The organism is Bradyrhizobium sp. CCGUVB14 (genome assembly GCF_024199935.1).
Lineage (GTDB): Bacteria > Pseudomonadota > Alphaproteobacteria > Rhizobiales > Xanthobacteraceae > Bradyrhizobium.
The window spans coordinates 1,052,953-1,078,963 of sequence record NZ_JANADS010000001.1 but is presented as its reverse complement, the minus strand read 5'-3'; the positions used below and the strand labels follow the sequence as shown (position 1 = coordinate 1,078,963).

Annotated in this window: 24 protein-coding genes; 9 read left to right on the top strand and 15 right to left on the bottom strand. The window is 64.7% G+C overall.

Going from position 1 to position 26,011, the window contains the following annotated elements; genetic code table 11:
• Positions 1–23 precede the first annotated feature (23 nt).
• The 3 genes from NLM32_RS05165 (at position 24) to NLM32_RS05155 (ending at position 2,872) form a co-directional block, all read left to right on the top strand.
• Positions 24–1,709, top strand: a complete 1,686-nt coding sequence (locus NLM32_RS05165; RefSeq protein ID WP_254128183.1) for a long-chain fatty acid--CoA ligase — start codon at positions 24–26, stop codon at positions 1,707–1,709.
• 14 nt (positions 1,710–1,723) lie between these two features.
• Positions 1,724–2,278 carry a DUF924 family protein gene (locus tag NLM32_RS05160; protein ID WP_254128182.1) on the top strand — a complete coding sequence of 185 codons (555 nt, stop codon included), beginning with the start codon at positions 1,724–1,726 and terminating at the stop codon, positions 2,276–2,278.
• Between the two features lie 108 nt (positions 2,279–2,386).
• Positions 2,387–2,872, top strand: coding sequence for a peroxiredoxin (locus tag NLM32_RS05155; RefSeq protein ID WP_007597501.1), 486 nt, complete (start codon positions 2,387–2,389; stop codon positions 2,870–2,872).
• A gap of 155 nt (positions 2,873–3,027) precedes the next feature.
• Here the strand turns inward: NLM32_RS05155 and rnhA are convergent, their stop codons facing one another.
• Genes rnhA through ispH form a run of 3 tightly spaced genes read right to left on the bottom strand, consistent with a single transcriptional unit; the run spans position 3,028 to position 5,447 of the window.
• Positions 3,028–3,492, bottom strand: coding sequence for a ribonuclease HI (gene rnhA / locus NLM32_RS05150; protein ID WP_254128181.1), 465 nt, complete (start codon positions 3,490–3,492; stop codon positions 3,028–3,030).
• The gene (locus NLM32_RS05145; protein WP_254128180.1) at positions 3,489–4,472 is read right to left on the bottom strand and encodes a homoserine kinase; all 984 of its coding nucleotides are present in this window, start codon (positions 4,470–4,472) and stop codon (positions 3,489–3,491) included. Before NLM32_RS05145 ends, rnhA begins: the two co-directional genes overlap by 4 nt.
• 6 nt (positions 4,473–4,478) lie before the next feature.
• On the bottom strand, positions 4,479–5,447 hold the full coding sequence (ispH, locus tag NLM32_RS05140; RefSeq protein WP_254128179.1) for a 4-hydroxy-3-methylbut-2-enyl diphosphate reductase: 969 nt from the start codon (positions 5,445–5,447) through the stop codon (positions 4,479–4,481).
• A 265-nt stretch (positions 5,448–5,712) separates the two neighbouring features.
• On the opposite strand from ispH, the gene NLM32_RS05135 reads away from it, so the two are divergent.
• A complete protein-coding gene (locus NLM32_RS05135) occupies positions 5,713–6,408 on the top strand; it encodes a DUF1013 domain-containing protein (protein WP_254128178.1) in 696 nt (231 codons plus the stop codon).
• A 120-nt stretch (positions 6,409–6,528) separates the two neighbouring features.
• On the opposite strand, the gene NLM32_RS05130 is transcribed toward NLM32_RS05135, so the two are convergent.
• The 5 genes from NLM32_RS05130 to NLM32_RS05110 all read right to left on the bottom strand — a co-directional run bounded on the left by NLM32_RS05130 (position 6,529) and on the right by NLM32_RS05110 (position 13,247).
• Entirely contained in the window at positions 6,529–6,789 is a 261-nt protein-coding gene (locus NLM32_RS05130; RefSeq protein WP_254128177.1) for a hypothetical protein, read from the bottom strand.
• 283 nt (positions 6,790–7,072) lie between these two features.
• Positions 7,073–8,653, bottom strand: coding sequence for a S8 family serine peptidase (locus NLM32_RS05125; protein ID WP_254128176.1), 1,581 nt, complete (start codon positions 8,651–8,653; stop codon positions 7,073–7,075).
• Positions 8,654–8,843: 190 nt separating this feature from the next.
• Positions 8,844–10,766 (bottom strand): propionyl-CoA synthetase, encoded by a 1,923-nt coding sequence (locus NLM32_RS05120; protein ID WP_254128175.1) that lies wholly within the window; start codon positions 10,764–10,766, stop codon positions 8,844–8,846.
• Between the two features lie 211 nt (positions 10,767–10,977).
• Positions 10,978–12,351 carry a tetratricopeptide repeat protein gene (locus tag NLM32_RS05115; protein WP_254128174.1) on the bottom strand — a complete coding sequence of 458 codons (1,374 nt, stop codon included), beginning with the start codon at positions 12,349–12,351 and terminating at the stop codon, positions 10,978–10,980.
• A 131-nt stretch (positions 12,352–12,482) separates the two neighbouring features.
• Entirely contained in the window at positions 12,483–13,247 is a 765-nt protein-coding gene (locus NLM32_RS05110; protein WP_254128173.1) for a tetratricopeptide repeat protein, read from the bottom strand.
• Positions 13,248–13,342: 95 nt separating this feature from the next.
• On the opposite strand from NLM32_RS05110, the gene NLM32_RS05105 reads away from it, so the two are divergent.
• A complete protein-coding gene (locus tag NLM32_RS05105; RefSeq protein ID WP_254128172.1) occupies positions 13,343–14,920 on the top strand; it encodes a sodium:proton antiporter in 1,578 nt (525 codons plus the stop codon).
• Between the two features lie 183 nt (positions 14,921–15,103).
• Here the strand turns inward: NLM32_RS05105 and NLM32_RS05100 are convergent, their stop codons facing one another.
• The 5 genes from NLM32_RS05100 to NLM32_RS05080 form a co-directional block, all read right to left on the bottom strand.
• Complete coding sequence (locus NLM32_RS05100; RefSeq protein WP_254128171.1) at positions 15,104–15,910, bottom strand: SDR family NAD(P)-dependent oxidoreductase; 807 nt, start codon at positions 15,908–15,910, stop codon at positions 15,104–15,106.
• Between the two features lie 12 nt (positions 15,911–15,922).
• Positions 15,923–16,342 carry a DUF1850 domain-containing protein gene (locus tag NLM32_RS05095; protein WP_254128170.1) on the bottom strand — a complete coding sequence of 140 codons (420 nt, stop codon included), beginning with the start codon at positions 16,340–16,342 and terminating at the stop codon, positions 15,923–15,925.
• Positions 16,303–18,417: a TRAP transporter permease gene (locus NLM32_RS05090; RefSeq protein WP_254128169.1), complete on the bottom strand. Its 2,115-nt coding sequence runs from the start codon at positions 18,415–18,417 to the stop codon at positions 16,303–16,305. The genes NLM32_RS05095 and NLM32_RS05090 overlap by 40 nt, the downstream gene beginning before the upstream one ends.
• Positions 18,418–18,617: 200 nt before the next feature.
• Positions 18,618–19,565, bottom strand: a complete 948-nt coding sequence (locus NLM32_RS05085; protein ID WP_254128168.1) for a TAXI family TRAP transporter solute-binding subunit — start codon at positions 19,563–19,565, stop codon at positions 18,618–18,620.
• A gap of 198 nt (positions 19,566–19,763) precedes the next feature.
• Complete coding sequence (locus NLM32_RS05080; protein ID WP_254128167.1) at positions 19,764–20,243, bottom strand: hypothetical protein; 480 nt, start codon at positions 20,241–20,243, stop codon at positions 19,764–19,766.
• Between the two features lie 210 nt (positions 20,244–20,453).
• Here NLM32_RS05080 and NLM32_RS05075 point away from each other — a divergent pair, with 210 nt between their 5' ends.
• Positions 20,454–20,756 (top strand): hypothetical protein, encoded by a 303-nt coding sequence (locus NLM32_RS05075; RefSeq protein WP_254135216.1) that lies wholly within the window; start codon positions 20,454–20,456, stop codon positions 20,754–20,756.
• A gap of 179 nt (positions 20,757–20,935) precedes the next feature.
• Here NLM32_RS05075 and NLM32_RS05070 read toward each other — a convergent pair whose 3' ends face one another.
• Together NLM32_RS05070 and NLM32_RS05065 are read right to left on the bottom strand one after the other, a co-directional pair.
• On the bottom strand, positions 20,936–22,153 hold the full coding sequence (locus tag NLM32_RS05070; RefSeq protein WP_254128166.1) for a hypothetical protein: 1,218 nt from the start codon (positions 22,151–22,153) through the stop codon (positions 20,936–20,938).
• Positions 22,154–22,206: 53 nt separating this feature from the next.
• Positions 22,207–22,833: a CoA pyrophosphatase gene (locus tag NLM32_RS05065; protein WP_254128165.1), complete on the bottom strand. Its 627-nt coding sequence runs from the start codon at positions 22,831–22,833 to the stop codon at positions 22,207–22,209.
• 72 nt (positions 22,834–22,905) lie between these two features.
• Here NLM32_RS05065 and NLM32_RS05060 point away from each other — a divergent pair, with 72 nt between their 5' ends.
• The 3 genes from NLM32_RS05060 to NLM32_RS05050 all read left to right on the top strand — a co-directional run bounded on the left by NLM32_RS05060 (position 22,906) and on the right by NLM32_RS05050 (position 26,008).
• Positions 22,906–23,331 (top strand): PaaI family thioesterase, encoded by a 426-nt coding sequence (locus tag NLM32_RS05060; RefSeq protein ID WP_254128164.1) that lies wholly within the window; start codon positions 22,906–22,908, stop codon positions 23,329–23,331.
• A 324-nt stretch (positions 23,332–23,655) separates the two neighbouring features.
• Positions 23,656–24,678, top strand: a complete 1,023-nt coding sequence (locus tag NLM32_RS05055; RefSeq protein WP_254128163.1) for an aldo/keto reductase — start codon at positions 23,656–23,658, stop codon at positions 24,676–24,678.
• 16 nt (positions 24,679–24,694) lie between these two features.
• Entirely contained in the window at positions 24,695–26,008 is a 1,314-nt protein-coding gene (locus NLM32_RS05050) for a tetratricopeptide repeat protein (RefSeq protein ID WP_254128162.1), read from the top strand.
• Positions 26,009–26,011 lie beyond the last annotated feature (3 nt).

Below are 26,011 nucleotides of genomic sequence, written 5' to 3'. Positions count from 1 at the left end.
TGGTATAAGAGAGGGGAGTTTCCATGGAGCGCATCTGGCTCAAGCAATATCCGCCCGGCGTGCCCGCTGATATCGAGCCGACGCAATACGCATCGCTGGTCGACCTCTTGGAGGAGAGCTTCACCAAGTTCGCCGACCGCAAGGCGTTCATCTGCATGGACAAGGCGATCAGCTATCGCGACCTCGACCAGATGTCGCTGGCGCTCGCCGCTTACCTGCAGGGTCGCGGTCTGCAGCGCGGCGCGCGCGTCGCGATCATGATGCCGAACGTGCTGCAATATCCGGTCGCCACCGCCGCGGTGCTCCGCGCCGGCTTTGCCGTCGTCAATGTCAATCCGCTCTACACCCCGCGCGAGCTCGAGCATCAGCTCAAGGATTCCGGCGCCGAAGCCATCATCGTGCTGGAGAACTTTGCGCACACCGTCGAGCAGGTGGTCGCGAAGACGCCGGTCAAGCATGTCATCGTCGCCAGCATGGGCGATCTGCTCGGCTTCAAGGGCGTGATCGTCAATGTCGTCGTCCGCCGCGTCAAGAAGATGGTGCCGGCCTGGTCGCTGCCGGGCGCGGTCTCGTTCAACGACGCGCTGTCGGCCGGACGTGGCCAGACCTTCAACAAGCCGAAGCTGTCGCCCGGCGACGTCGCCTTCCTGCAATATACCGGCGGCACCACCGGCGTTTCCAAGGGCGCCACGCTGCTTCACCGCAACATCGTCGCCAACGTGCTGCAGAACGACGCCTGGCTGCAGCCGGCACTCAATGCGCCGCCGCATGTCGAGCAGCTGATGATCGTCTGCGCGCTGCCGCTCTATCACATCTTCGCACTGACGGCCTGCTACCTGCTCGCGGTGCGCGCCGGCGGCTGCAATCTCCTGATCCCCAACCCGCGCGACATCGCGGGCTTCGTCAAGGAGCTCGCAAAATACCAGGTCAACAGCTTCCCGGCCGTCAACACGCTCTACAACGGCCTGATGCATCATCCTGATTTCAAGAAGCTCGACTTCTCCAAGCTGAAAATATCGAACGGCGGCGGCATGGCGGTGCAGCGCCCGGTGGCCGAGCAGTGGAAAAACGTGACCGGCTGCTTCATCGCCGAGGGCTACGGCCTGTCCGAGACTTCGCCGACGCTGACATGCAATCCCGCGACCACGACCGAATTCTCCGGATCGATCGGCATTCCCGTGCCCTCGACCTGGATCTCGATCCGCGACGACGACGGCAACGAAGTCCCGCTCGGCCAGCCCGGCGAGATCTGCGCCAAGGGCCCGCAGGTGATGTCGGGCTACTGGAACAGGCCGGAGGAGACCGCGAAGGTCATGACTGCGGACGGCTATTTCCGCACCGGCGACATCGGCGTGATGGACGAGAAGGGTTTTACCAAGATCGTCGACCGCAAGAAGGACATGATCCTGGTCTCCGGCTTCAACGTCTATCCGAACGAGATCGAGGAAGTGATCGCGAGCCATCCGGGCGTGCTGGAATGCGCCGTGATCGGCGTTCCCGACAGCGGGTCCGGCGAAGCGGTGAAGGCCTTCGTGGTGAAGAAGGACCCGAACCTCACGGCGGAGGACGTCATCAAGTTCTGCCGCGAGCAGCTCACCGGCTACAAGGTACCGAAGCAGATCGAATTCCGTGCCGACCTGCCCAAGACCAATGTCGGCAAGATCCTGCGCCGCGAGCTGCGCGACGAGAAGAAGGCCCAGGCGGCGTAAGCCGTCTTTTGCTGATGTCAGAGATCTCTCACGTGGCGCCAGCCGGCATTCTCGCCTTCTGGCGCGAGGCCGGTCGCGACGCCTGGTACAAGCGCAACGACGCTTTCGACGCCGAGGTCAGGCGTCGCTATCTCAATGTGTGGGAACAGGCCGCTGCCGGCCGGCTGGCGTCCTGGGAGGCCAGCGATGAGGGCACGCTGGCGCTCCTCATCGTGCTCGACCAGTTTCCCCGCAATATGTTTCGCGGTACGCAAGCGGCCTTTTCCAGCGACGCGCTGGCGCTCGACATTGCCCGGCGCGCCATCGAAAGGGGCGCCGGAGGCAGGGTCGATCCTGCCCTGCTCGAATTCCTCTATATGCCGCTGATGCATTCCGAGCATCTCGGCGACCAGGAGCATTGCGTCTCGCTGTTTCGCGGGACCGGCAACAAAGAGAGCCAGAAATCGGCCGCAGAGCACACCGAGATCATCCGCCGGTTCGGTCGCTTCCCTCACCGCAACAATGTCCTCGGCCGCGAAACCACGGCTGACGAACAGGCTTTCCTCGACGGCGGCGGTTTTGCCGGCTGATGACATAACGGTGAAGGGCTGAGGCCCTTACTGCTTCCCGCGCTGGCAATATTGTGCCTCCCGGCCGCACGGTCTACAAAGCGGGACCGATTTTCAGGGAGACTGACGATGGCGATCCAGACTGGCGACAAGCTGCCCGAGGCGAAATTCCGCGTGATGACGGCGGAAGGCCCGCAGGTGAAGACCACCGACGATATCTTCAAGGGCAAGAAGGTGGCGCTGTTCGCGGTGCCCGGCGCCTACACCGGCACCTGCCACAAGATGCATCTGCCGAGCATCTTCCTCAACGCCTATGCCATGAAGGACAAGGGCGTCGACACCATCGCGATCGTCTCCGTCAACGACGCCTTCGTCATGAACGCCTGGAAGCGCGACACCGACCAGCGCGACGAGGCGATCTTCCTCGCCGACGGCAATGCCGACTTCGCCAAGGCGATCGGCATGGAGCTCGATGCCTCCGGCAACGGCCTCGGCATCCGCTCCAAGCGCTACTCGATGCTGGTCGAGGACGGCGTGGTCAAGAAGCTGAACCTCGAAGCCATGCCCGGCAAGGTCGAGGTCTCCGGCGGCGATACGCTGCTGGGGCAGCTCTGAGCATCTCTTAGCGGCAAGAGACACTGTCATGCCCCGCGAAGGCGGGGCATCCAGTACGCCGAGGCGTCTCGGCTCAATCACAATTGTCTCTGGAATACTGGGTCGCCCGGTCAAGCCGGGCGATGACAGTTGGGCCACAGCGCCAACAGCGCGCCCTACTCCGCCACCCGCGCTTGCGTCCTCGCCTTCACGATCCCGTCGCGCGCGAGCTGGTCCGCCCGCTCGTTCTCCGGATGCCCGGCGTGGCCTTTCACCCAGTGCCAGCGCACCTCATGCGCCTTCAGCGCGGCATCGAGGCGCTGCCATAGCTCGACGTTCTTGACCGGCTTCTTGTCGGCGGTGCGCCAGCCGTTGCGCTTCCAGCCGTGGATCCAGCCGGTGATGCCTTGCCGGACATATTGGCTGTCGGTGTAGAGATCGACGCTGCACGGCTTCTTCAGCGCTTCGAGCGCGGAGATCGCCGCCATCAATTCCATCTGGTTGTTGGTGGTGTGGCGCTCGCCGCCGTTCAGCTCTTTTTCCTTGTCGCCGAACTTCAGGATCGCGCCCCAGCCGCCGGGCCCGGGGTTTCCCGAGCAGGCGCCGTCGGTATAGATCGTGACAACGGGACGCTCGCTCACGCGACCAATCCTGACGGCATCAGCCCATAGTCGCGCGCGCTGGAGACGCTCTGGTGGAAGCGCAGCTTGCGAAAATACTCCAGCGGATCCTTCGGCTTCACCAGCGCGCCCGGCGGCACGTTGAGCCAGTCGACCAGCCGCGTCAGCAGGAAGCGGATCGCAGCGCCACGCGCCAGCAGCGGCAGCGCAGCCTCTTCCGCCTCGGAGAGCTTTCGCACACGGCCATAGGCGTTGAGGAAGGCGCGCGCCTTGGTGACATTGAAGGAATGATCCGGCTCGAAACACCAGGCGTTCAGGCAGATCGCGACGTCATAGGCCAGCATGTCGTTGCAGGCGAAGGTGAAGTCGATGATGCCCGAGAGCTTGTCGCCGAGGAAGAAGACGTTGTCGTTGAAGAGGTCGGCGTGGATCACGCCCTCGAGCAGACTGGTCGGCCAGACGCCACCCGAGAGATAATCGAGCTCGGTCGCGAGGAACGCATGCAGGCCCGGCTGCACCTCGTCGGCACGGTGCGCGGCGGCATCGAACAGCGGCCGCCAGCCCGCGACGGACAGCGCGTTGGCACGCTTGATCGGAAAATTGGCGCCGGCCAGATGCATCTTCGCCAGCCCTTCGCCGACGCCGGCGCAATGGGTCGCGTTCGGCTTGCGCGGCCAGATGCCTTCGAGAAAGGTGATGATCGCAGCCGGCCGTCCCTGCAGCTCGTGCAGCGCCTCGCCGTCTCTCGCCTTCACCGGCAGCGGGCAGCTGACGCCGTGCTCGGCGAGATGCGTCATCAGCGCGAGGAAGAACGGCAGGTCGTTCTTCGCCACGCGCTTCTCATAGAGCGTGAGGATGAACGAGCCCTTGCTGGTGTGCAGCAGGAAGTTGGTGTTCTCGACGCCCTCGGCGATGCCCTTGTAGGAGAGCAACTCGCCGAGATCGTATTGCCTCAGGAAATCCGCAAGCTCGTCGGCGGCAACGTCGGTGTAGACCGCCATAAAGGTCTACTCGGCGGCGGCTTCGGGGCGCACCTGGCGCGGCAACGGGAAGAACTCGTTCTCTTCCGCGGCCGAGACCGTCTCCACATGCAGCGTGTAGCGCTCGGCGAACGCGTCCATGATCTCCTCGACGATCACTTCCGGCGCCGACGCACCCGCGGTGATACCGAGGCTCGCGATGTTGCCGAACTTGTCCCAGTCGATGTCGGCGGCGCGCTGCGCCAGCACCGCGATCCTGCAGCCTTCGCGTTCGGCGACCTCACGCAGGCGCTGCGAGTTCGACGAATTGGGGGCGCCGACCACGATGAGCGCGTCGACCACCGGCGCCACCTTCTTCACCGCGAGCTGGCGGTTGGTGGTGGCGTAGCAAATGTCTTCCTTGTGCGGCCCGTTGATGTTCGGGAAGCGCTCCTTGAGCAGCGCCACGATCTCCGCGGTGTCGTCGATCGACAGCGTGGTCTGGGTCACGAAGGCGAGGTTGTTCGGATCCTTCGGCGAGATGGTCTTGGCGTCCTCGGCGGTCTCGATCAGGGTGACCGCGCCGACCGGCAACTGGCCGAGCGTGCCGACCACTTCGGGATGATGCGAATGGCCGATCAGGAAGATCTCGCGGCCACGCTTGAAGTGGATCGCGGCCTCGCGGTGCACCTTGGTCACCAGCGGACAGGTCGCGTCGAGCGAAAACAGATTGCGGGACGTGGCGTCGGCCGGAACCGACTTCGGCACGCCATGGGCCGAGAATACCACCGGCGCGGTGGTATTTTCCGGGATCTCCGCCAGCTCCTCGACGAAGATGGCGCCCTTCTTTTTCAACCCGTCGACGACGTATTTGTTGTGCACAATCTCATGGCGAACATAGACGGGGGCGCCGTATTTATCGAGCGCCCGTTCCACGGTGTCGATCGCCCGGACCACCCCGGCGCAGAAGCCGCGGGGAGAACAAAGCACGATCTTGAGGTCTGGTTTGGCTGACATTGAGCGATCTCGGGACCGAATCACCCATTCGCCTTCTGGCGGGGGACGGTCGATGGATGGAAAAGGGCCTAAAACGGTCGGCTTGGACGTTATAGCGACTTGAGAGGGAATTGGGCCCCCTTTCGGGCGCTGTCAAGGCACTATCTATAGCAGAACCATTGCGTGGCTACCCCCTCCGGGCTTATATAGCGCGAATTCCCTGTCATCGCTGATGACCACCGGTTTCGCCTCCAGAGGGGTGGGCGAAGCACAAAGGAGATTTGCCATGAGCAACGCACCTCTGATGCCCAAGGCGACCGCCGTCTGGCTGCTCGACAACACCGCGCTGACCTTCGACCAGGTCGCCGATTTCACCAAGATGCACCCCCTCGAGGTACGCGCGATCGCCGACGGTGACGCCGCGCAGGGCATCAAGGGCATGGACCCGATTTCGAACGGCCAGCTGACCCGCGAGGAGATCGAGAAGGGCGAGAGGAACCAGGACTACCGGCTCCGCCTCCAGGAGAGCAAGGTGGTGCTGCCGCCCCAGCCCAAGCGCAAGGGCCCGCGCTACACCCCGGTGTCGCGCCGCCACGAGCGCCCCAGCGCCATCCTCTGGCTGCTGCGCAGCCATCCGGAGCTCAAGGACGCCCAGGTCATGCGCCTGGTCGGCACCACCAAGAGCACGATCGCCAGCGTCCGCGACCGCACCCACTGGAACACCTCGCAGCTGACCCCGATCGACCCGGTCACCCTCGGCCTCTGCTCGCAGATCGAGCTCGATTTCGAAGTGGCGCGCGCGGCGAAGGAGAAGCCGATCGACGCGGCCTATGGCGGCGCCACCCTGCTGCCGGCATCCGAGACCACCAAGAAGGACGAGTACGAACCGTCCGAGAAGTCGAGCGACGACCTCAACGTCGACGCCGTGTTCGCCAAGCTCAAGACCCTCGGCGGCAAGAAGCACGAGGAAGAGGAGGAGTAGTCCTCGCTCTTTCTTTCGTCATCGAAACGCAAAACGCGGCGGGGCAACCGCCGCGTTTTGTTTTGGGCAGCTCCATCTCGTCATTGCGAGCGCAGCGAAGCAATGACGGAAGAAGCGTCGCTACGGATGGTTCAGCATGTATTCGCCAAGATTACGCTGACTTCTGTCGGCGCGAGCGATCGCCGCATTGCGCTGCACGTCGCGGTCCTTGCGGCAGGCCACATATTCCGGCGAGCCCTGAGCGTAACCGCGGCTCTGGCACACCGCATCGTCGTCGTCATTGCCCATCGCCGTCGGCGTCTGGTAGCGCGCCGAGCAGGCGGAGAGAGCGATGGCGAGCACAACGGCTGCAAGCAGGCGCGGCCCGCTGGTCTTGAACATAACGCATCCTTCAATCATCGCGGATGATTAGCGCGCCCTGTTCAAGAATCCAAATGCGGGATTTCTAAGACTGATGACGGGACACCGCGACCGCCAGCCAAAAGCGGACGGCCGCGCCCAATCGCCCCCTCAGTGAAGGGAACGCCGAATCTCGGGTTCGACGAAAAAGTCGTCTCCGATCGCGTCCTTCAGCTTCTGTGCCGCCGCATCCGACGCCTCCACAGTGACCATGTCGGTCGAATGAACCTGTTCGACCGATACGTCCGGAAACGGCTTGACCGCCTCAACTGCGGGCTTTGCGCTTTGGCTTTGGCGTCGATCCCGCCGTAACGTTACTAGAAACTTGGGCATGGCTATCATCCACAACAGGAAGGCCGAACCCCTGCAGAGTAGTCGCCAAACCTACGCTGACGCAATTCGCTTCGAGCAGATGCCGGGCTGCCTTGGATCGCGACGCATCGCGCGGAAGAGCGGCGTAGGCGCTGTCTCTGGATAGAATTGCGGCGAGGGTTGCGCAGACGGCCGGGCTCGCCATCGACGTTCCGTCCATCTCCATATAGAGGCCGGTGGCACCGGCGCGATTGGGTACGGTCGAAACGATCCCCACACCCGGCCCGGTCGCATCGAGACCGGTACCATTGCTCGAGAACGAAGCAAGGAACAGGTTGTCCCGCCCCATCTTTCCCGGCTCACGCGGACGATTGCCTGCCGAAAAAGTCCCCGCCGGCGCCCAACCAACTTGCCCGATCGCAGAAACAGAAACGCATTCGGGGTAGGCACCAGGGAAATTCACCGAACCGCCGTCATTTCCGGCGGAACAGATGCACAGCGTGCCGCGCTCCAGAGCGTCGCGAATGCAATCCTCCTCCGCACCCGATTGCGGGCCGCCGCCAAGGCTCATGTTGATGAGATCGCACTGGTGATCGCGCGATAGCGCGTCAATGGCGTTGATGAGGTCCGCCTGGCTCGGACCATCGTCCGGCCCTTCCCCTTTGAATACGCGGGCATGGAACAGATTGCTCCCGGGTGCCATGCCAATGTAGTCGCCAGCTTGTTGTGGCCGCGCACCGACGATACCGCTGGTGTGGGTCCCATGTTCCGCGACATCAACCGCTTGCGCGGCGGGAAGTGCGCCGCCGTCGACGAATGCCCCCACCAGCGTGACATGCTGGAGATTCGGGTGAGGGCCGCAACCTGTATCGATAACGCCCACGTTGATCCCCTTGCCGTCGGTCGCGGCGCCAGTTTTTGTGACCGTGTGCCACCAGGCCTTACCGCCCTGCGGCGCCGGCGCCACCGGTGTACAATCGATAGTCGATCCTGAGGGCGGCGCTTCTGCCAGCATGATCCAGAAGCCGGAATAGGGAATGGGCTCAACGAAGCTGATGCGGTCTCCCGGACGGAGAGCAACCGAAGCCTGACCGTTGGCGGACGCTCGCGCCGTAATCGTCGTGATGGTACCGAACGGGTCGGCGACATAAAACATCACGTCGATGTCGCCAAGCGGCTTGCCGCCGCCCATGATCGTGACTTGATAGCGGCCTGCGCCTGCCGCTACTGCGGCGGCGGTGGTCACGAGCGTTGCATTGCGCAACTCCGCAGGCTTTCTGTGATGAAGCTTGCGAATGATAAGCGGTTCGAGGACAACGTCGGAGGTCACCTGGCTTGCGAGCCTGGTCGCTTCGGCCTCGTCGAGATCAAGCACGGCGACCCGGCGCGCGAGCTTGTCCGAGGGAACGCGGTCATCGAGAATGGCGTTGTTTGGGACCAGCGACAAAGCACTCGCGATCGATGCTCGCGAGGCCAGCTTGGCTTGCTCGGTAAACCTTCCGGCACGACGATTGACCAGAACGTATTTGGGCATTCCTGCCTCCTGCTGAAATGAGTTTTCAAAAAATCGAACGACTTGCCGTCGGAAATTACCGAAGCACGATATCACAACTCAAAATTGTACATCAAGCGTCAAAAGCGCCGCACAGCTGCGGCTCGCAGCTGTCTGAGAGAACGCACACGGAGACGGAAGTGACGTGGCTCTCAGGTTTTTGTCGAAGGCCTCACACCCGCCCCTTCAGCGCCTCGCCGATCTCGTCCAGCACCCTGGGGTCCTCGATCGTGGCGGGCATGGTCCAGGCCTCGCCGTCGGCGATCTTCTTGATGGTGCCGCGCAGGATCTTGCCCGAGCGCGTCTTCGGCAGGCGGCCGACGGTGATAGCGAGCTTGAAGGCGGCGACGGGGCCGAGCCGGTCGCGCACAAGTGCAACGATCTCCTTCTCGATCTCGGCGGGCTGCCGCTTCACGCCGGCTTTCAGCACCAGGAAGCCGCAAGGCACCTCGCCCTTGATCGCGTCCTTGACGCCGAGCACGGCACATTCGGCGACATCCGGATGCGACGCCAGAATCTCCTCCATGCCGCCGGTGGAGAGACGATGGCCGGCCACGTTGATGATGTCGTCGGTGCGGCCCATCACGAAGACATAGCCGTCCTCGTCCTTGTAGCCGGCATCCGAGGTCTTGTAGTAGCCGGGGAATTCGGTGAGGTACGCCTCCTTGAAGCGTTCGTCCTGATTCCACAGCGTCGGCAGGCAACCCGGCGGCATCGGCAGTTTTATCACGATCGAGCCCATGGTGTTCGCCGGCACGGGCTTCGCTGCCTCATCCACCACGTCGACCTGGTAGCCCGGCATCGGCACCGTCGGCGAGCCGTGCTTCACCGGCAGCGGGCCGAGGCCGATCGGATTGCCGGCAATGCACCAGCCGGTCTCGGTCTGCCACCAATGGTCGATGACAGGCACCTTCAACTGCTGCTCCGCCCATTCCACCGTCGGCGGATCGGCACGCTCGCCGGCGAGGAACAGCGTGCGGAATGTCGACAGATCGTATTGCCGGATGAACTTGCCTTCCGGGTCCTCCTTGCGGATGGCGCGGAACGCTGTCGGCGCGGTGAAGAAGGCGACCGCCTTGTGCTGGCTGATCACCCGCCAGAACGCGCCGGCGTCGGGCGTTCCGACCGGCTTGCCCTCATACATGATCGAGGTCGCGCCGTGCAGCAGCGGGCCGTAGATGATGTAGCTGTGGCCGACCACCCAGCCGATGTCGGAGCCGCACCACCAGACCTCGCCCGGCTTGACGCCATAGAGGTTGAACATCGACCATTTCACCGCAACCAGGTGCCCGCCATTGTCGCGCACGACGCCCTTGGGAATACCTGTGGTGCCGGACGTGTAGAGGATGTAGAGCGGATCGGTCGCGGCAACGGGCACGCAAGGCGCCTTCTTTCCGTCGTTTATCGCCTTGCGGCGCAGGCTCGCCCAGTCATAGTCGCGCTTCGGCATGAGGTCGCACGTGAGCTGCGGACGCTGCAGCACGATGCAGGCCTTGGGCTTGGCGGACGCCAGCTTGATCGCCTCGTCGAGCAGCGGCTTGTAGTGCACAATGCGGCCGGGTTCGATGCCGCAGCTCGCGGAGAGAATGAGCTTTGGCTGCGCGTCGTCGATGCGGGTCGCAAGCTCTTTTGCGGCAAAGCCGCCGAACACCACGGAATGCACCGCACCGATGCGCGCGCAGGCGAGCATCGCAACCACGGCCTCCGGCACCATCGGCATATAGAGGATGACGCGGTCGCCCTTGGCGACGCCAAAGTCCTGCATGACGGCGGCGAGCGCCTGCACCTCGGCCAGCAGCTCGGCATAGGTGAATTTCGTGACCGAATTGGTCAGCGGCGAATCATGGATCAGCGCGACCTGGTCGGCGCGGCCGCGTTCGACATGGCGGTCGAGCGCGTTGTAGCAGGTGTTGACGACGCCGCCGGCGAACCAGCGGCCGTAGACGCCCTGGCTAGGGTCGAAGATTGCCTTCGGCGGCTCGATCCAGTCGATCTCCTTGGCCGCCTCGGCCCAGAAGCCCGCGGGATCGGCCAGCGAGCGCGCATGGACCTCGTGATAGGCACTCTTTCCGTCGCCGTTCCCTCGGACGTTCATTCCCGCGCTCCCGTTCCCTTATTGGCCTCGCCTTGACCTGGCGGCTGGACGTCAGTCCCGCCATGACAGGGATCAAGTGCCGGCCCTTGTTTGAGGGCTATTTTCCCGGGAACGGGCCGCGGTTCAAGCTGAAAAGGATGGGCCTTTTGGAGGAGGGACAGCGGCTGCGCTCCCCCGCCCCGCGCGCGGGGAGAGGCGACGAGAGAAGCGCCTACCCCTCCATCGCGTTCAACCGCTGCAACCGGTCCTGCATGACCTTCTTCAGATCGTAGCCGGGGCGGCGGAAGCTGGCGTCGCGGGTGGCGAGGAAATCATGCTGGGATTTGCGTAAGTCGGCGGCCGAGCGCCGGCTCATCGATTTCAGCACGCGCTCATAGGCCTCGGCGAGCTGGCGGTCGAGCATGCCAAGCTGCGGATCGGCGCAGATCACCTTCTCCACCTCGCGCTTCGCGGAGGCGCAATCGAATGAGGGGCCGTTGCCGGAATTCGCAGCCAAAGGCTGCGGCGGCTCGGCGCCGAACTTCGCGATCTCCGCCATCATGGTGCGGCGGCCATCCGCGGCGTTGGTGTTGCCGGGGTCGAGCCGCAGCGCCGTCTCGTAGTCAGCCAGCGCCTTCCTGCGGTCGCCCATCTTGGTATATAGCACGGCGCGGTTGTTGTAGGTCTTCGCGAAATTCGGATCGAGCTTCAGCGCGTCATTGTAATCGCTGAGCGCGGCGCCGAACTCGCCCTTGAACTGGTAGGAATCGCCGCGATTGGTGAAGAAGTTCGGCCGCGGTGCCAGCCGCAGCGCCTGGTCGTAATCGGCGATCGCCTTGTCGTAGTCTTTCATCGCGGCATAGGAGAGCCCGCGATTGTCGTAATATTCCGCCACCTTCGGATCGAGCCTGATCGCCTCGCTGTCGTCGGCAATCGACTTGTCGAGTTGGCCGAGCTTCTTGTAGGCCGCGCCGCGATTGGTGTAGCTGCGCGCCCGGCTCGGATCGAGCAGCAAGGCCTGGCTGAGATCGGCGACCGCCTTGTCGTTGTCGCCATTGAGATAGAAGGTCGCGCCGCGGTCGGACCAGGCCTGCGCATAATCCGGCTTCAGCTTGATCGCCTTGTCGTAATCGGCAAGCGCCCGGTCGAGCCGGCGCTGGTTGGTGTAGGCGACGCCGCGCAGCTCGTAGGCTTCGGCATCCTGCGGATCGAGCTCGATCGCCTTGCTGAGATCGGCCGTGGCGCGGTTGAGATCGCCGCCCGCCTCGCGCAGCAGATCGCCGCGCAGGCGCCAGGCGCGCGCATTCTTGCCATCGAGCGCAATGGCGCGGTCGATATCCCGCAGCGCTTGCGTGAGACCGCCGGAGGTCCGCGCATTGGCGTCGGCCCGAACCAGCAGCGCCGCGACGCGGTCGGCATTCGGATTTGAGGTCTGGTCGATGATGGCGCTGCACGCCGAGATGATGTCCGCCGGCGCCGCCTTGCTGCCCATCACGCAATCGGCGGCCGCCGACGCCGGAGCGGCGAGGACCAGGCTGACCGCTGCGCTGAGGAGGAAGGTGCGGAGCGAGACTTTGGAAATCTGCGCGGAAGAACGCGTACGCATGCCGAAGCACTCCGTGACATCAGGTTTTCACCATTGTCGCGGGGGATGCGTGATGGGTTCAAATCAGGCCGGTCCCTGCCGTCTTGGCCGGGCTTGTCCCGGCATGACGTCCTCTCATGAGGCGGGGAACTTCAATACCCGTCCACCCCGTTCAGCTGCTGCAGCCGATCCTGCATGGCCTTCTTCAAATCATATCCCGGCCGGCCGAACCCGGCATTCCGACGCGCAACAAAATCATCCTGCTCGCGCTGGATTTTCCTGGCCTCGCCCTCGTTGCGCGCCTCGCGCAGCACGCGCGCATTGGTGGCAAAAACCTCGCGGTCGAGGTCGGCGAGCTCGCGGTTGCCGCAGATCGCCTTCTCGACCGGGCGGCGCGCGCCCGCGCAATTGAAGCTGGGCTTGCCGGCGACCGCCATCTGTGCGCCGATCCGCTCGAGGTCGCGCGCGATCGCCTTGTGATTGGCCTTGGCCTTTTCGTGGTTCGGATCGATCCGCAGCGCCGCGCCGAAATCCTGCACGGCCTTGGGCTTGTCGCCCTTCTTCAGCCAGAGCTCGCCACGCGCGTTGAAGACGTCGGCCAAGGTAGGATCGAGCAGCAAGGCGCGGCTATCGTCGGCGATGGCCCGATCGATCTGGTCGTGCCGCGCCAGCAGCGCACCGCGCGCGACCAGCGCCTTGATCAGATCGGGTTTTGGGGTCTTCTCGTTGTCAATGATTGCGGCGCAGGTCGATGTCGCCTTGTCCATGTCATCGGCCGCAGTTGCGGACAGGCATGCCGCGACGTCGATCTGCGCGGCCGCCGCCGGCTCCCCTCCGGTCGCGGCCCGAGCGGCACCGAGCGAAAGCGTTGCGAGCACCACGGCCCCGGACAGTCGAAGAAGTTTTTGAAAACGCATGCTCGTTGCAGCCGGAAAGTCTTGTCTTGGAGCTTATCTTGGGGGCTTGCCTTGGGGCCGTACTATCCATCATACGGCCGGATTGGTGCTAGCTTGTGGCGCTGCTCACATCGGTTTCGGGGATCGTCGTGTCGACATTCGAATGGATCATCGCGCTTCTGCTCGGCGCCGTTGCATTATCGGCGCTGGCCCGGCGGATCAAGGTCCCCTATCCGACCTTTCTCGCCATCGGCGGCGCGGCTATCGCCTTCGTGCCGAACAGCCCGACCTGGACGCTGGAGCCGGACCTGGCGCTGGCGCTTTTTGTCGCACCGGTGCTGCTGGACGCCGCCTTCGACACATCCTTGCGCGATCTCCGCAACAACTGGGTCCCGGTCGCGACCCTGGTGGTCGCTGCCGTCGGCCTGACCACGGTCGGCGTGGCCTATGTCGCGCACCGGCTGTTCCCGGACATGCCCTGGGCCGCCGCGGTGGCGCTCGGCGCCATCGTGGCGCCGCCGGATGCCGCGGCCGCCGTCGCGATCCTGAGCCAGGTCAAGCTGCCCTACCGCATGGTCAAGGTGCTCGAGGGCGAGAGCCTGCTCAACGACGCCACTGCACTCCTGATCTATCGCATCGCCGTCGGCGCGGTCGTCATGGAACACCTCAAATGGAGCGAGGTCGCGCCGACGATCGCGCTGGGACTGGTCGGCAGCGTGCTGGCCGGCCTTCTCGCGGGGCGCATCATCCCCTTGTTCATGGAACGCGTGAGGGAGGTGCCGAGCGCGATCATCATGCAGTTCGCCACCACCTTCATGGTCTGGATCGCCGCGGAGCATCTCGGCCTCTCCGGCATCCTCACCATCGTCGTCTACGCCATCACCGTCGCACAAACCGCGCCGGCCCGTATCCCGGCGCGGCTGCGGGTGCCGTCCTATGCGGTGTGGGAGACCACGGTGTTCGTGCTCAACGTGCTCGCCTTCATGCTGATCGGCATGCAGATGCGGCCGATCTGGACCAAGCTCGACGCAGACGTGCGCTGGGAATATTGCGTGGCCGCCGCCTGGATCCTGCTCACGGTTGTCCTGGTGCGACTGCTCTGGATCACGTTCTACCGCACGACGCTGCGCGTGCTGATCGCGCGCGGCATCTATCACCCGAAAGACCCGAAGCAGGTCGCCTCGCCGAAGGGCGGCCTCATCATCTCCTGGTGCGGCATGCGCGGCCTGGTCACGCTCGCCACCGCCTTCGCGCTGCCGGAGAATTTCCCCTATCGCGATTTCATCGTCTTCATCGCCTTCGCGGTGGTGCTGGGCTCGCTGATCATCCAGGGCCTGACGCTGCGACCGCTGATCCTCGCCTTCGGCCTCAAGGACGACGATCCCGTCGGCATCGAAGTCGCGCGCGCACGCGCCGTCGCCTATCGCGCCGCGCTTGACGCGATCGAGGACGATCCGTCGGAGGAGGCCGAAATCCTCAGGCTCGAATATCGCGCAATCCTGATGCAGGCCGACGACGATCCGCACGGCGGCATCGCCAACGGCGAGCTACCCGCCGATCCGCTGCGCCGCCGCGCCATCGAGGCCGCGCGCAAATCGATCTTCAACCTGCGCACCACCGAAGTGATCGGCGATGATGCGTTCCACCGGTTGGAGGAGGAACTTGATCGGGCGGAGTTGAGTGCGGGAGGATAACTCCGCCGTCGTCCCGGCAAACCGACCCCCGTCACCCTGAGGTGCCGGAGCGAAGCGGAGGCCTCGAAGGGCGACGGCCCGGCTGCATCGCGGCCGTTCATCCTTCGAGGCTCCCGGCGCGATGCTTTGCATCGCGCCACTCGCACCTCAGGATGACGGGGCAGGAAGCGCACTAAAGCTAAGTCACGCCCCCGCCTTGCACGTGATCCCGCCATCGACCACGAGCTCGATCCCCGTCACATATTTCGACTCGTCCGACGCCAGGAACAGCGCGGCGTTGGCGACGTCCCAAGCCTCACCCATGTGGCCCATCGGCACCTGCGCATCGCGGGCGCGCCACATCGCCTCGACGTCGCCCTTGGCATAGCTGTTGGCGAGACCGGCGGAATGCTCGACCATCGGCGTCTTCATCAGGCCGGGCAAGATCGCATTCACCCGCACGTGGCTCTTGGCGAACTCGATCGCGGTGGAGCGCGTCAGCTGGTTCATCGCCGCCTTGCTAGCGTTGTAGCTGACATAGGAGATTCCGACATGGCGGATCGAGGCGATCGAGGAGATGTTGATGATGGAGCCGCCGCCCTGCTTCACCATCACAGGGACGACGTGCTTCATGGCAAGATAGGCGCTCTTGAGGTTGACGGTGAAGACGCGGTCCCAGTTCTCTTCGTCGAGGTCGACCACGCTGCCGATCTCGGCGATGCCGACATTGTTGTCGAGCACGTCGATGCGGCCATAGGCCTTCAGGCAGGCCGCCACCATTCCCTCGATCTCGGCATGTCGCGCAACGTCCGCCGTGAACGCCGTCGCCTTGCCGCCTTCGCCGGCGATGATCTTGGCGGTCTCCTCGGCGGCAGCGCCGTTGCGGTCGACGCAAAACACCTGCGCGCCCTCGCGCGCAAAGCTCACCGCGGTCGCCTTGCCGTTGCCCCAACCGGGTCCGATCGAGCCGGCGCCCACAACCATCGCAACCTTGCCCTTGAGCCGGTCCATCGCGTGTCTCCCTTATTTCTGCTGTTCGTCGCAGATGCTCATCTTGGTGACGTTAGCACCGATTGCGTGGCCGACAATCTCGGACAATGTCCGGCACGTCCCGTCATGGCATAGCCGCCATTCGCCGGCCGCGCCGGAATTGCCGAGCACGACTTCCGGCATCGGCGCGCGCGCAGGCCTCCATTGAAACCAGCCGTCGACGAGACGCGCCTCGGGCGGCGGCTCCATGCCGGGACCGGTGCCCTTGACGCGCGCCTGCACCAGTTCGAGGCCAGCAGGCGTGACGCGCCAGTCTTCCTGCCACTCGACCTTCGCGATCGAATGCGTCCACGCGAGTGTGAACGCGGATAGCGCCAGCGCCTTCACAGCCCCGGCTGTTGCAAGGCAGAGGCTCACATCGCCTCGACCACGGCGGGCGGACGCTGCCGCCATTGCCACAGCACCAGCGCCGCCGAGAGCACGAAGCCCGCGGTGTCGCTGAACGGGAAGTCGCCGAGCAGGCACAATGCGGCGCCGAGCGAGACAACGCGCTCGAGCAGCGTCATCCGCGTGAACAGGAAGCCGATCGCGACCATGCCGAACAGCGCGATCGCCACCAGCGCCTTGAAGGTCGCGAGCGCCACCGCGCCATAGAAGCCGAGCTTAGCCGCCATGGGATCGCCGGCCTGCAGCATCAGCGCCGGCGAATAGACGAAGATGAAGGGAATGACGTAGCCGGCGAGCGCGATGCGCATCGCCTCCCAGCCGATCTTGTCCGGATTCTCCTTCGCGATCGGAGCTGCCGCCAGCGCCGCGAGCGCCACCGGCGGCGAGAGGTCGGCCATGATGCCGTAGTAGAATGCGAACATGTGGCTCGCGATCAGGGGCACGCCGAGTTTGGCCAGCGCGGGTGCCGCGAGGGCTGCGGTGATGATGTAGGTCGGGATGGTCGGGATGCCGGTGCCGAGCAGGATCGACAGCAGCATGGTCATGATCAGCGCCAGGAACAGGCTCTTCTCGCCGAGCCCGATCACCCAGCTGCCGAAGATGGTGCCGACACCGGTCTGCGACATCATGCCGATGATGACGCCGACGATGGCGCAGGCCATTCCGACGGTGATGGCGGATTTTGCGCTCTCGGCCAGGGCATCGCGGCACTCACGCAGAGCCTTGAGACCGCCGCGGATGAAAGCGGTGATCACGATCAGCGCGACGACGACGCTTGCGACCGGCACGATCTGCAGGCCGTCGCGCGACAGCGTCGCCACGACCAGCGCAAGCCCGACCCAGAAGATGGTGCGGATCACCATGGAGGACGCGCCGGCCGTGATGCTGGCGCCCAGGATCAGCGTCACGGTGAGCGCGAGGCCCATGCTGCCGGCATAGAGCGGGGTAAAGCCCTCGAACAGCATGTAGACCAGGGCTGCAAGCGGCAGCACGAGGTACCAGCGCGTCACCAGCGCCCGCCAGGCGCTCGGGATTTCCGAGCGCTTCATGCCGACGAGGCCGTGCTTGCCGGCTTCGAGATGCACCATCCAGAACGCCGAGGCGAAGTAGAGCACCGCCGGAATTGCGGCGGCCTTGACGATCTCCGAATACTGGACGCCGAGCGTCTCCGCCATGATGAAGGCGACGGCGCCCATGACCGGCGGCATGATCTGCCCGCCCATCGAGGCCGTCGCCTCGACGCCGGCCGCGAAGGCGCGGCGGTAGCCGAACCGGATCATCAAGGGAATCGTGAACTGGCCGACGGTGACGACGTTGGCGACGCCGGAGCCCGAGATCGTGCCCATCATGCCCGAGGCAAACACCGCGACCTTGGCAGGTCCCCCGCGGGTGCGGCCGAACAGACCGAGCGAGACGTCGGTGAAGAGCTGGATCATGCCGGCGCGCTCCAGGAACGAGCCGAACAGGATGAACAGGAAGATGTAGGTCGCCGAGACGTAGATCGGCACGCCGTAGAAGCCTTCGGTGCCGTAGGACAGATGCGTGACGATCTGGTCGAAATCATAACCGCGATGATTAAGCGGCGACGGCAGGTACTGCCCGAAGAACCAGTAGAGGAGGCAGGCGCCGCACATCAGCGGCAGCGCCGCGCCCATCAGGCGCCGCGTGCCTTCGAAGATCAGGACCGCGAGCAGCGTGCCGACGGCGAGGTCAAGCCTGGTCGGATCGCCATCGCGCGCGATCAAATCGGCGTAGAAGATCCATTGATAGAGCCCGCAGAAGAATCCGGCGCCGCCGATCACCCAGCCGAGCGCACGGCCAGCGCTGCTCTTCGCGGTGAAATTGGCGATCAGGCCGAACGTGAGCAGGACCAGGAAGCCGACATGGACGCCGCGCACCACCTGGCTCGGCAGATAGTTGAAGGCCGCGACATAGAGCTGGAAGGTCGCAAAGGCGATGCCGATCCAGTAGGCGAGCGTCCCCCACCAACCCGGGCCAAAGCCCTCCGGAAAACCATGCTCGAAATTGTCGAACTCAACCTTGATGGGCGCCGCTTCTGCGCCCTCTGCCTTTTCCAACATTCTCAAATCGCCCCAGTCCAAGCCCATTCAATTATAGCAGCAACACGATCCAATCGGACCGTCATGGCCGGGCTTGTCCCGGCCATCCACGCCTTACGGCGCCTCCAAGAACGTGGATGCCCGGGCCTTCGCCTCGCCGAAGCGGCTTCGGCCGCGCAGGCGGGACAAGCCCGGGCATGACGACGTGGAGAGAGCCGACCTTACTTGATCAGCCCTTTTTCCTTGTAATAGCGGATCGCGCCGGGATGCAGCGGGATCGGGCTGCCGGTGGCGGCCGTCTCGAGCTTGATCTCCTTGCCGGCCGCATGCGCGTTGGCGAGCTCGGGCAGCGACTCGTAGACCAGCTTTGTCATCTGATAGGCAAGGTCGTCGGACACGGCCGAGCTGGTGACGAGATAGTTGACCACGGCCGCGGTCGGCACGTCCTTGTCCTGGCCGGTATAGGTGTTGGCCGGGATCGTCGCCGCGATGAAGGGCGGGCCGATCTTGTCGACGGTCTCCTTCGGCACGGCCACCACATTGATCGAGGCCGAGGTCGACAGGTCCTTCAGCGAGGCGACGCCGAGGCCGGCCGACTGCAAGGTCGCGCCAAGCTGGCGGTTCTTCATGAGGTCGACGGATTCGGCGAACGGCAGATATTCGACCTTGCCGAGATCCTTATAGGTCATGCCGGCGGCGGCCAGGATCGCGCGCGAGTTCAGCTCGGTGCCCGATTTCGGCGCGCCGACCGAGAGACTCTTGCCCTTGAGGTCGGCCAGCGTCTTGATGCCGCTCTCCGCGGTCGCGACGATCTGGATGTAGTTCGGATAGATCGCGCCGATGGTCCTGAGCTTGTCGAGCTTGGTCTTGAAGCCGGCTTCCTCGTCGCCCTCCCAGGCGGCCTTCAGCGAGTCGCCCAGCGTGAAAGCGATTTCGCCACGACCCTGCTGCAGCAGGATGAGATTCTCGACCGACGCCTTGGTGGCCTGCACCTGCGTCTTCACGTTCGGAATCTTGTCGCCGTAGATCTTCCCGATCGCGACGCCGAGCGGGTAGTAGACGCCGGAGGTGCCCCCGGTCAGCACGTTGATGAAGGACTGCGCATGCGCGCAAGGTGCCGACGCCGCCAGAGCAAAAGCCGCGGCTGCGCCGATAAACGTACGTTTCATGGTTGTTATTCTCCCCAAACCGGCGGCGAAATTGGCCGGATGAGGAGGGCGGGTCAACCCATCCAAAAGGCACAACAGGGCTGCGGAAGCCCCTGTTTTAGCTGCGTTTTGATGGAACCCGCCGGGTGCGGCGACGTGGCGCAGCCGGATCGCCGGCGTGCGCCTCGCGCTCGTTAGAAAGCCGTCACCGGCGAGCCGTTACTGAAACGTCATGTCCAGGCACTTGGAGATGTCGGAGCCGAGGCCCGAGGAGATGGTGATGCAGCCGCGGATCTTCTGCGCGGCCATGTCGGCAGCCCAGATCGAGTAGCCGCCGGGACCGAAGAACGAGTTGGTGTTCGGCGGCTCGGTCTCGGTCGCGTCGAAATCATAGTGCCCGTCGGTCTCGAAGATGCGCGGCTTCTTGGTGCAGCCACCGTCGGTCTGGACGTTGATGACTTCCTTGTTGTCGCGGGTCAGCGCCAGCGAGACCTGGCAGCGGAAATATTCCGAGGTCTTGCTGTTGAAGAGATAGGTGTAGGACTTGCAGGTTGCGGTGTTGAGCTTGCCCGGGGCAAGGCCGCGGCTGCACGAAATCCGCTGGTTGTGGCTGAGCTGGAAGTCATCGGCCCGGGCGTCCGGCGCGAGCGCCGTCAGCGACAACCCGGCAATCCAGCAAAATTTCATGACGTGGCGCATTCGAATCATCCCCACCAATATCTTTGTCGTGTTGCGTTCTAGACTGAAAGCGGAACATAGTCGCGAGGGGACGAAGGGAAAATCACAAACTGCTGGGCGGGACGTGATGCGCTGCGGCGTCATCGCAGATTGACCCGGAAACGTCGTTCGTGATTTGTTCAAACCGGGCACCCCAACGACGGGGAGGATGGATCGATGGCGTTTTCAATGATGGCATTTTCGACCAGGACATTTGCAATTGCAGCCGCGCTGGGCGCGCTCGCCGCTCCCGCATGCGCACAGAACGCGGCGACGCCGTGGGAGCTCAAGGCTGACACCGGCTATGCCTATGACAAGGAAGGCAAGACCTTCTCCTACAAGATGGGCACCAACAATGCCGGCGAGTTGCTGAAGGGCGCCAAGAAGGTCCCCAAAGGCACGCTGTTCTTCATCGGCCAGAACGGCCAGCTCTACATGCGCAGCGGGCAGTATCTCGAGGGCGACGGCAGGTTCAAGTTCGGGTCGGACCACTAGGGCGCGATCACGGTGCGCTCCCTCGCCCCGTTCTTACGGGGAGAGGGTTGGGGTGAGGGGCTTCTCTCCGCGCATGAGATGATCGACGGACCTGTACCCCCTCACCCGGATTGCATCTTCGATGCAATCCGACCTCTCCCCGCAAGCGGGGCGAGGTGAAGGGCAGCTCGCCCAGCGCTCTAAAACGCCGCCGCCAGCTCTCTCGCGCCGGCATTGTTGCTGTTGCTGTCCATCCGCGAATCCGTGACCGCGAGCAGCTTCGCGACCGTGTTGTGGCGGATCGCGACCGGGTTGCGCTCATAGCCGCCGCGCTGGAAGAAGTTCGAGGTCGGCACCTGCTCGCGCATCGCCTGCGGCATCGTCACCATGTCGAGGCCGGTGCCGTCGCCGGTGAGGTTCATCATCTCGAGCTCGGCGGCGGTCAGCGGACGGGTGTAGCCCTTGGCGCGGGCGAACAGCACCGAGGTCAGGAGCTTGTGGGTCTGCAGCATCGGCCCGATGTCGATGTCGAGCACCATCGCATGCATCGCCCAGCCCTGCGCGGTGTCGCCGATCTTCTCGTGCTCCGACCAGGTGTCAGGCACCGACTTCGCATGCGCCACCATCTTCTTCAGAACGCTGAGCTTGTGCTCGAGCGACTGCCGCGACGGCCCCGAGGTGCGCGCCACCTTGTCGGAGAGTGCGCGAATGAACTCATGGCCCTGCTCGGCCAGCAGCTCGACGCTGTTGGTGGTGAGCAGCTGGTTGTAGCCCATCGCGGTCGAGATCGCGCGCTTGCCGCCATGCTCGATGCCGGCCTGCACGTCGTAATTGCCGGTGCCGCCGGTCTCGAACGAATAGACCCGCACCGCCTGCTCGCGCGTCAGCCCGGAAGCGAGCGCGTAGCGCGCATAGGCACGCTTGAACTCGACTTCGTTTGAGGGGCGCTGCGGCGTGAACTGATAGAGATCCTGCGCGGCGCGCAGGAGGTCGGAGGCCACCGGAAGCGGCTTGCGCGCCGGGCGCTCCGGCGTTTCCTCGGGCTCCGGATTCACCGGCCGCTTCGGCCCGGTATAGACCGGCGGCTGGTCCAGCATGTAATCGTCAAGCGTGATCTGCTGCCCGCTGCGCCGCTTGGCATTGCGGCCTTTCCGCTTCTCGGAGACCTGGCTCCAATAGGCACCGGCCTCCTGGTCGAAGGCGCCGCGGATCTGCTGGTACTCGGCCAGCTTGCGGCGATATTCGAGCACCGCCGGCGATGCACCGCCGCTTTGCGCAAAGAACTGCGACAACAGCTGGGCGTTGGCATTGCTGACGTTTGATGGCAGTGCGTCGGACTCGCCGCCACGCGCGGCGGGAACGAGCAGGACGAGCGCGAGTGGAACCAGCGCCAGATGTGTTCGAATCGAATGATGCATGCTGCCCTCTTAGCAGGCATCCGGTAACCGTCACGTTAACGCGCCGTTTACCATCATTTCCAGGCGAAAACCGGCTGTTCCAGGTCGGTGACGCGGGTCTGCCGGCCCGCCAGCACCTCGCGGAACTGGTAGATCAGCGCCGCCGTCGGCGCGTGGATCAGGCTCATCCGGTGATGGAAGCGGATCACGCGACGGCTGCTTTCGGGGATATCCGTGAAATCGAAGGCATCGTCGCGCTCGATCGTGTCGAGCGCGATGCGATGGACCGAGGCGACCTCGTCCGGATTCGGTGTGATGGCATTGCTCTCGGCAGCCCAGACCACGACCGGCGTGATCAGATAACCGGAGCGCGTCGGATAATCGTCGAGCAGACCGAGCACCGCGTCGGCGGGAAGCCTGAGCGCGAGCTCCTCGTCGAGCTCGCGCAGCGCCGCCTCGACCGGCGTCTCGCCGGCGTCGCAGCGTCCGCCCGGCAGCGCCCACTGACCGCGATGAGAGCGCAAGCTCGATGCACGCCTGGTCAGCAGAAACGCAGTGTCATCGCCGTCATGGGATGCGGTGAGCGCCAGCACCACCGCGGCGCGCTTCAGCGCCGACGGCTCGGCCGCTTCGGGTAGCCGCGCGAATGACGCGCAGGCCTCTGCGATATTCCGTCTGGTGGCATCGCCGAAAGCTCTCATGATGCTTGACTACACCAGGACCGCGCTCGATGAAACGAGGAGAGATCAAGCGTTGCAAGGATGGACGGAGCGATGACCAGCAAGACCGCCGCAAAGCTCAAATCAGACGGCTGGACCATCCTGGAGACCACGGGCTTCATGCACCTGGTCGGCCCGCTGTGGGAGCGCAAGGTCGACGGCCGATATGAATTCGCACTCGCCACCGAAGACAAGCACCACAATCGCCGCGGCATGGTCCAGGGCGGCGTGATGATGACGTTCGCCGATCGCACCTGCGGCATGACTGCTCGCTACACGTCGGGCAAGGACTACATGGCGACGGTGCAGCTCGACACCCATTTCGTCGAAGCCGGCCAGATCGGCGACATCCTGATCTCCCGCCCCCGCGTGGTGCGCGCGACCCGCAGCCTGATCTTCATGAGCACCGAGATCACGGTCGATGATCGCTGCGTGGTGATGGCGAACGGTGTGTTCAAGATCTTGAAGGGGCCGGCGTAGGCAGGGCTGCCACAGCCGCACGCCACATACTCCCATGTCGTCCCGGCGAAGGCCGGGACCCATAACCACAGGGAGAAGTTTGGCGAAGACTCGTAATTCGGTACTGGTACCGCCTGCTATCGATAGATCACGCGGTATGGGTCCCGGCCTTCGCCGGGACGACGTTGAGGAGATAGCTGCGCCCACATCCTCGTTATTGCGAGCGTAGCGAAGCAATCCAGCATCCCTCCCCGGACGCATCTCTGAATTGCTTCGCTGCGCTCGCAATGACGGGCAGAGCTGGTTATGGTGCCCCCGCAACAGAAGCGTTGAGGAAACAGCCCCATGCACTACCGCCAACTTGGCCGCAGCGGCCTGAAAGTGTCGCCGATTTGTCTCGGCACTATGATGTTCGGCGGGCCGACGGATGAGGCGGCATCAACGCGGATCATCGCCAAGGCGCATGAAGCCGGCATCAACTTCATCGACACCGCGGACGCCTATTCGAAGGGCGGCTCCGAAGAAGTCGTCGGCCGCGCCATCGGCAACAACCGTCATGCCTGGGTGCTCGCGACGAAGCTTGCTAACCCCATGAGTAACGACACGCGCAACGATCCCAATCGCGTCGGGCTGTCGCGGCGCTGGGTGTTGCAAGCGGCCGAGGAGAGCCTGAAGCGGCTCGGCACCGACCATATCGACATCTACTATCTGCACAAGGAAGATCATGCGACGCCGCTCGAAGAGACGGTGCGCGCGATGGGTGATCTGATCCGCGCCGGCAAGATCCGCTATTTCGGCGTCTCCAACTACCGCGCCTGGCGCGTCGCCGAGATCTGCAACATCTGCGACCGGCTCGGCATCGACCGCCCCGTGGTGAGCCAGCCTTACTACAACGCGATGAACCGCATGCCCGAGGTCGAGCACTTTCCGGCCTGCTCCTATTACGGCCTCGGCATCGTGCCCTACAGCCCGCTGGCGCGCGGCGTGCTCACCGGCAAGTACAAGCCGGACGCAGCCCCCGACAAGGAGACGCGCGCCGGCCGCAACGACACCCGCATGATGCAGACCGAATGGCGCCCCGAGTCGCTCCAGCTCGCGCAGGAGATCAAGAGCCACGCCGAGAAGAACGGCATCACCGCCGGCCAGTTCGCGGTGGCCTGGGTGCTCAACTCCGCTTTCGTCTCGTCGATCGTCGCGGGCCCGCGCACGGAAGAACAGTGGGACGGCTATATCAGCGCGCTCGACTATCGCTTTACTGCGGAGGACGAGGCGCTGATCGACCGGCTGGTCGTGCCGGGTCATCCGTCGACACCGGGCTACAACGACCCGGCCTACCCGATCGAGGGACGGCGCGCGCGGACGGCTTGAAGTCTCGGGGATCACGATGGCGCTTGAAGACCGCTACGGCCTGCCGCTCTCCACCACGTCCGATTCCGCCGCGACCGCTTATCGCGACGGCATCGATCTCATGCTCGCCGGCTGGACCGGCACGGCGGAGGCGCTGGAGCGTGCGATCGTGGCCGATCCAGACTTTGCCCTCGCCCATATCGCCCGCGGCCGCGTGCATGCATTCTACCAGCAGGGCGATCTTGCGCGGCAGAAAGCGGCACTGGCACGCGAGCTTGTGGCCAGGCGCGGCAGCGAGCGCGAGCGCTCGCATGTCGAGACGCTGGCGCTCGCGATCGAGGGACGCGGGCCCGATGCGATCGCGGCGATGTCTGGGCATATCGAGCGCTGGCCGCGCGATGCCGTGGTGCTGTCGTTGTCGCTCGGCGCGTTCGGCCTGTTCGCCTTCTCCGGCATGGCCGATCACGACCGCGCCCGGCACGAGCTGTGCGAACGCGTCGCGCATCATTACGGCGAGGACTGGTGGTTTCTCACCATGTCCGGCTGGGCGATGACCGAGAATGGCGACGTCGGACGCGGTCGCGCCGTCACCGAGCGCGGTTTTGACCTCCGCCGCGCCAACGCGCACGCCGCGCATGCCGTGCTGCATGCGATGTTCGAGGACGGTTCGATCGAGGCGGCCGATCGTCTCGTCGAGGAATGGCTCCCGACCTATGACCGCGCGGGAATTCTCCACGGCCATATCCTCTGGCACCAGGCACTTGGCGCGCTCGAGCATGGCGATGCGGCCCGTGCGCTCAAAATCTATGACAACGTGCTGCAGCCCAGCGCCACGCAAGCGCCGCCGCTCAACGTCATCACCGACAGCGCCTCGCTGCTGTGGCGCTTGTCGGCTTACGGCCATGCCGTGCCGCAAGCGCTCTGGGCCGAGGCCGACGCTACCGCGCAAAAACTGTTCCCCAAATCGGGCCTGGCCTTCGCCGACGTCCACATGGCGCTGTTCGCGGCCGCGACACAAAATCAGGAAGCATTGGCCGCGCGCCTTGCCGTGATCGAGCAGCGGCTTGCCGACGGCAAGCTGCCGGCCGGTCCCGTGGTGCCGGCGATCTGCCGCGCACTGGCGGCCTTCGCGGATGAAAATTATGCGGCTTGCGTGCGCGAGCTCGCGCCTGTCCTCACGGAGGTCGTGCGCATCGGCGGCAGCCACGCCCAGCGCGAGCTGATCGAGGATACGTACCTCGTTGCCCTGATACGCAGCGGCGAGCTGCCGCGCGCCCGCAAGCTCCTCGACGCCCGCCTCCACCGCCGCCCGTCCTTGCGCGATACGCGCTGGCAGGCGGCGATGGCCTGAGGC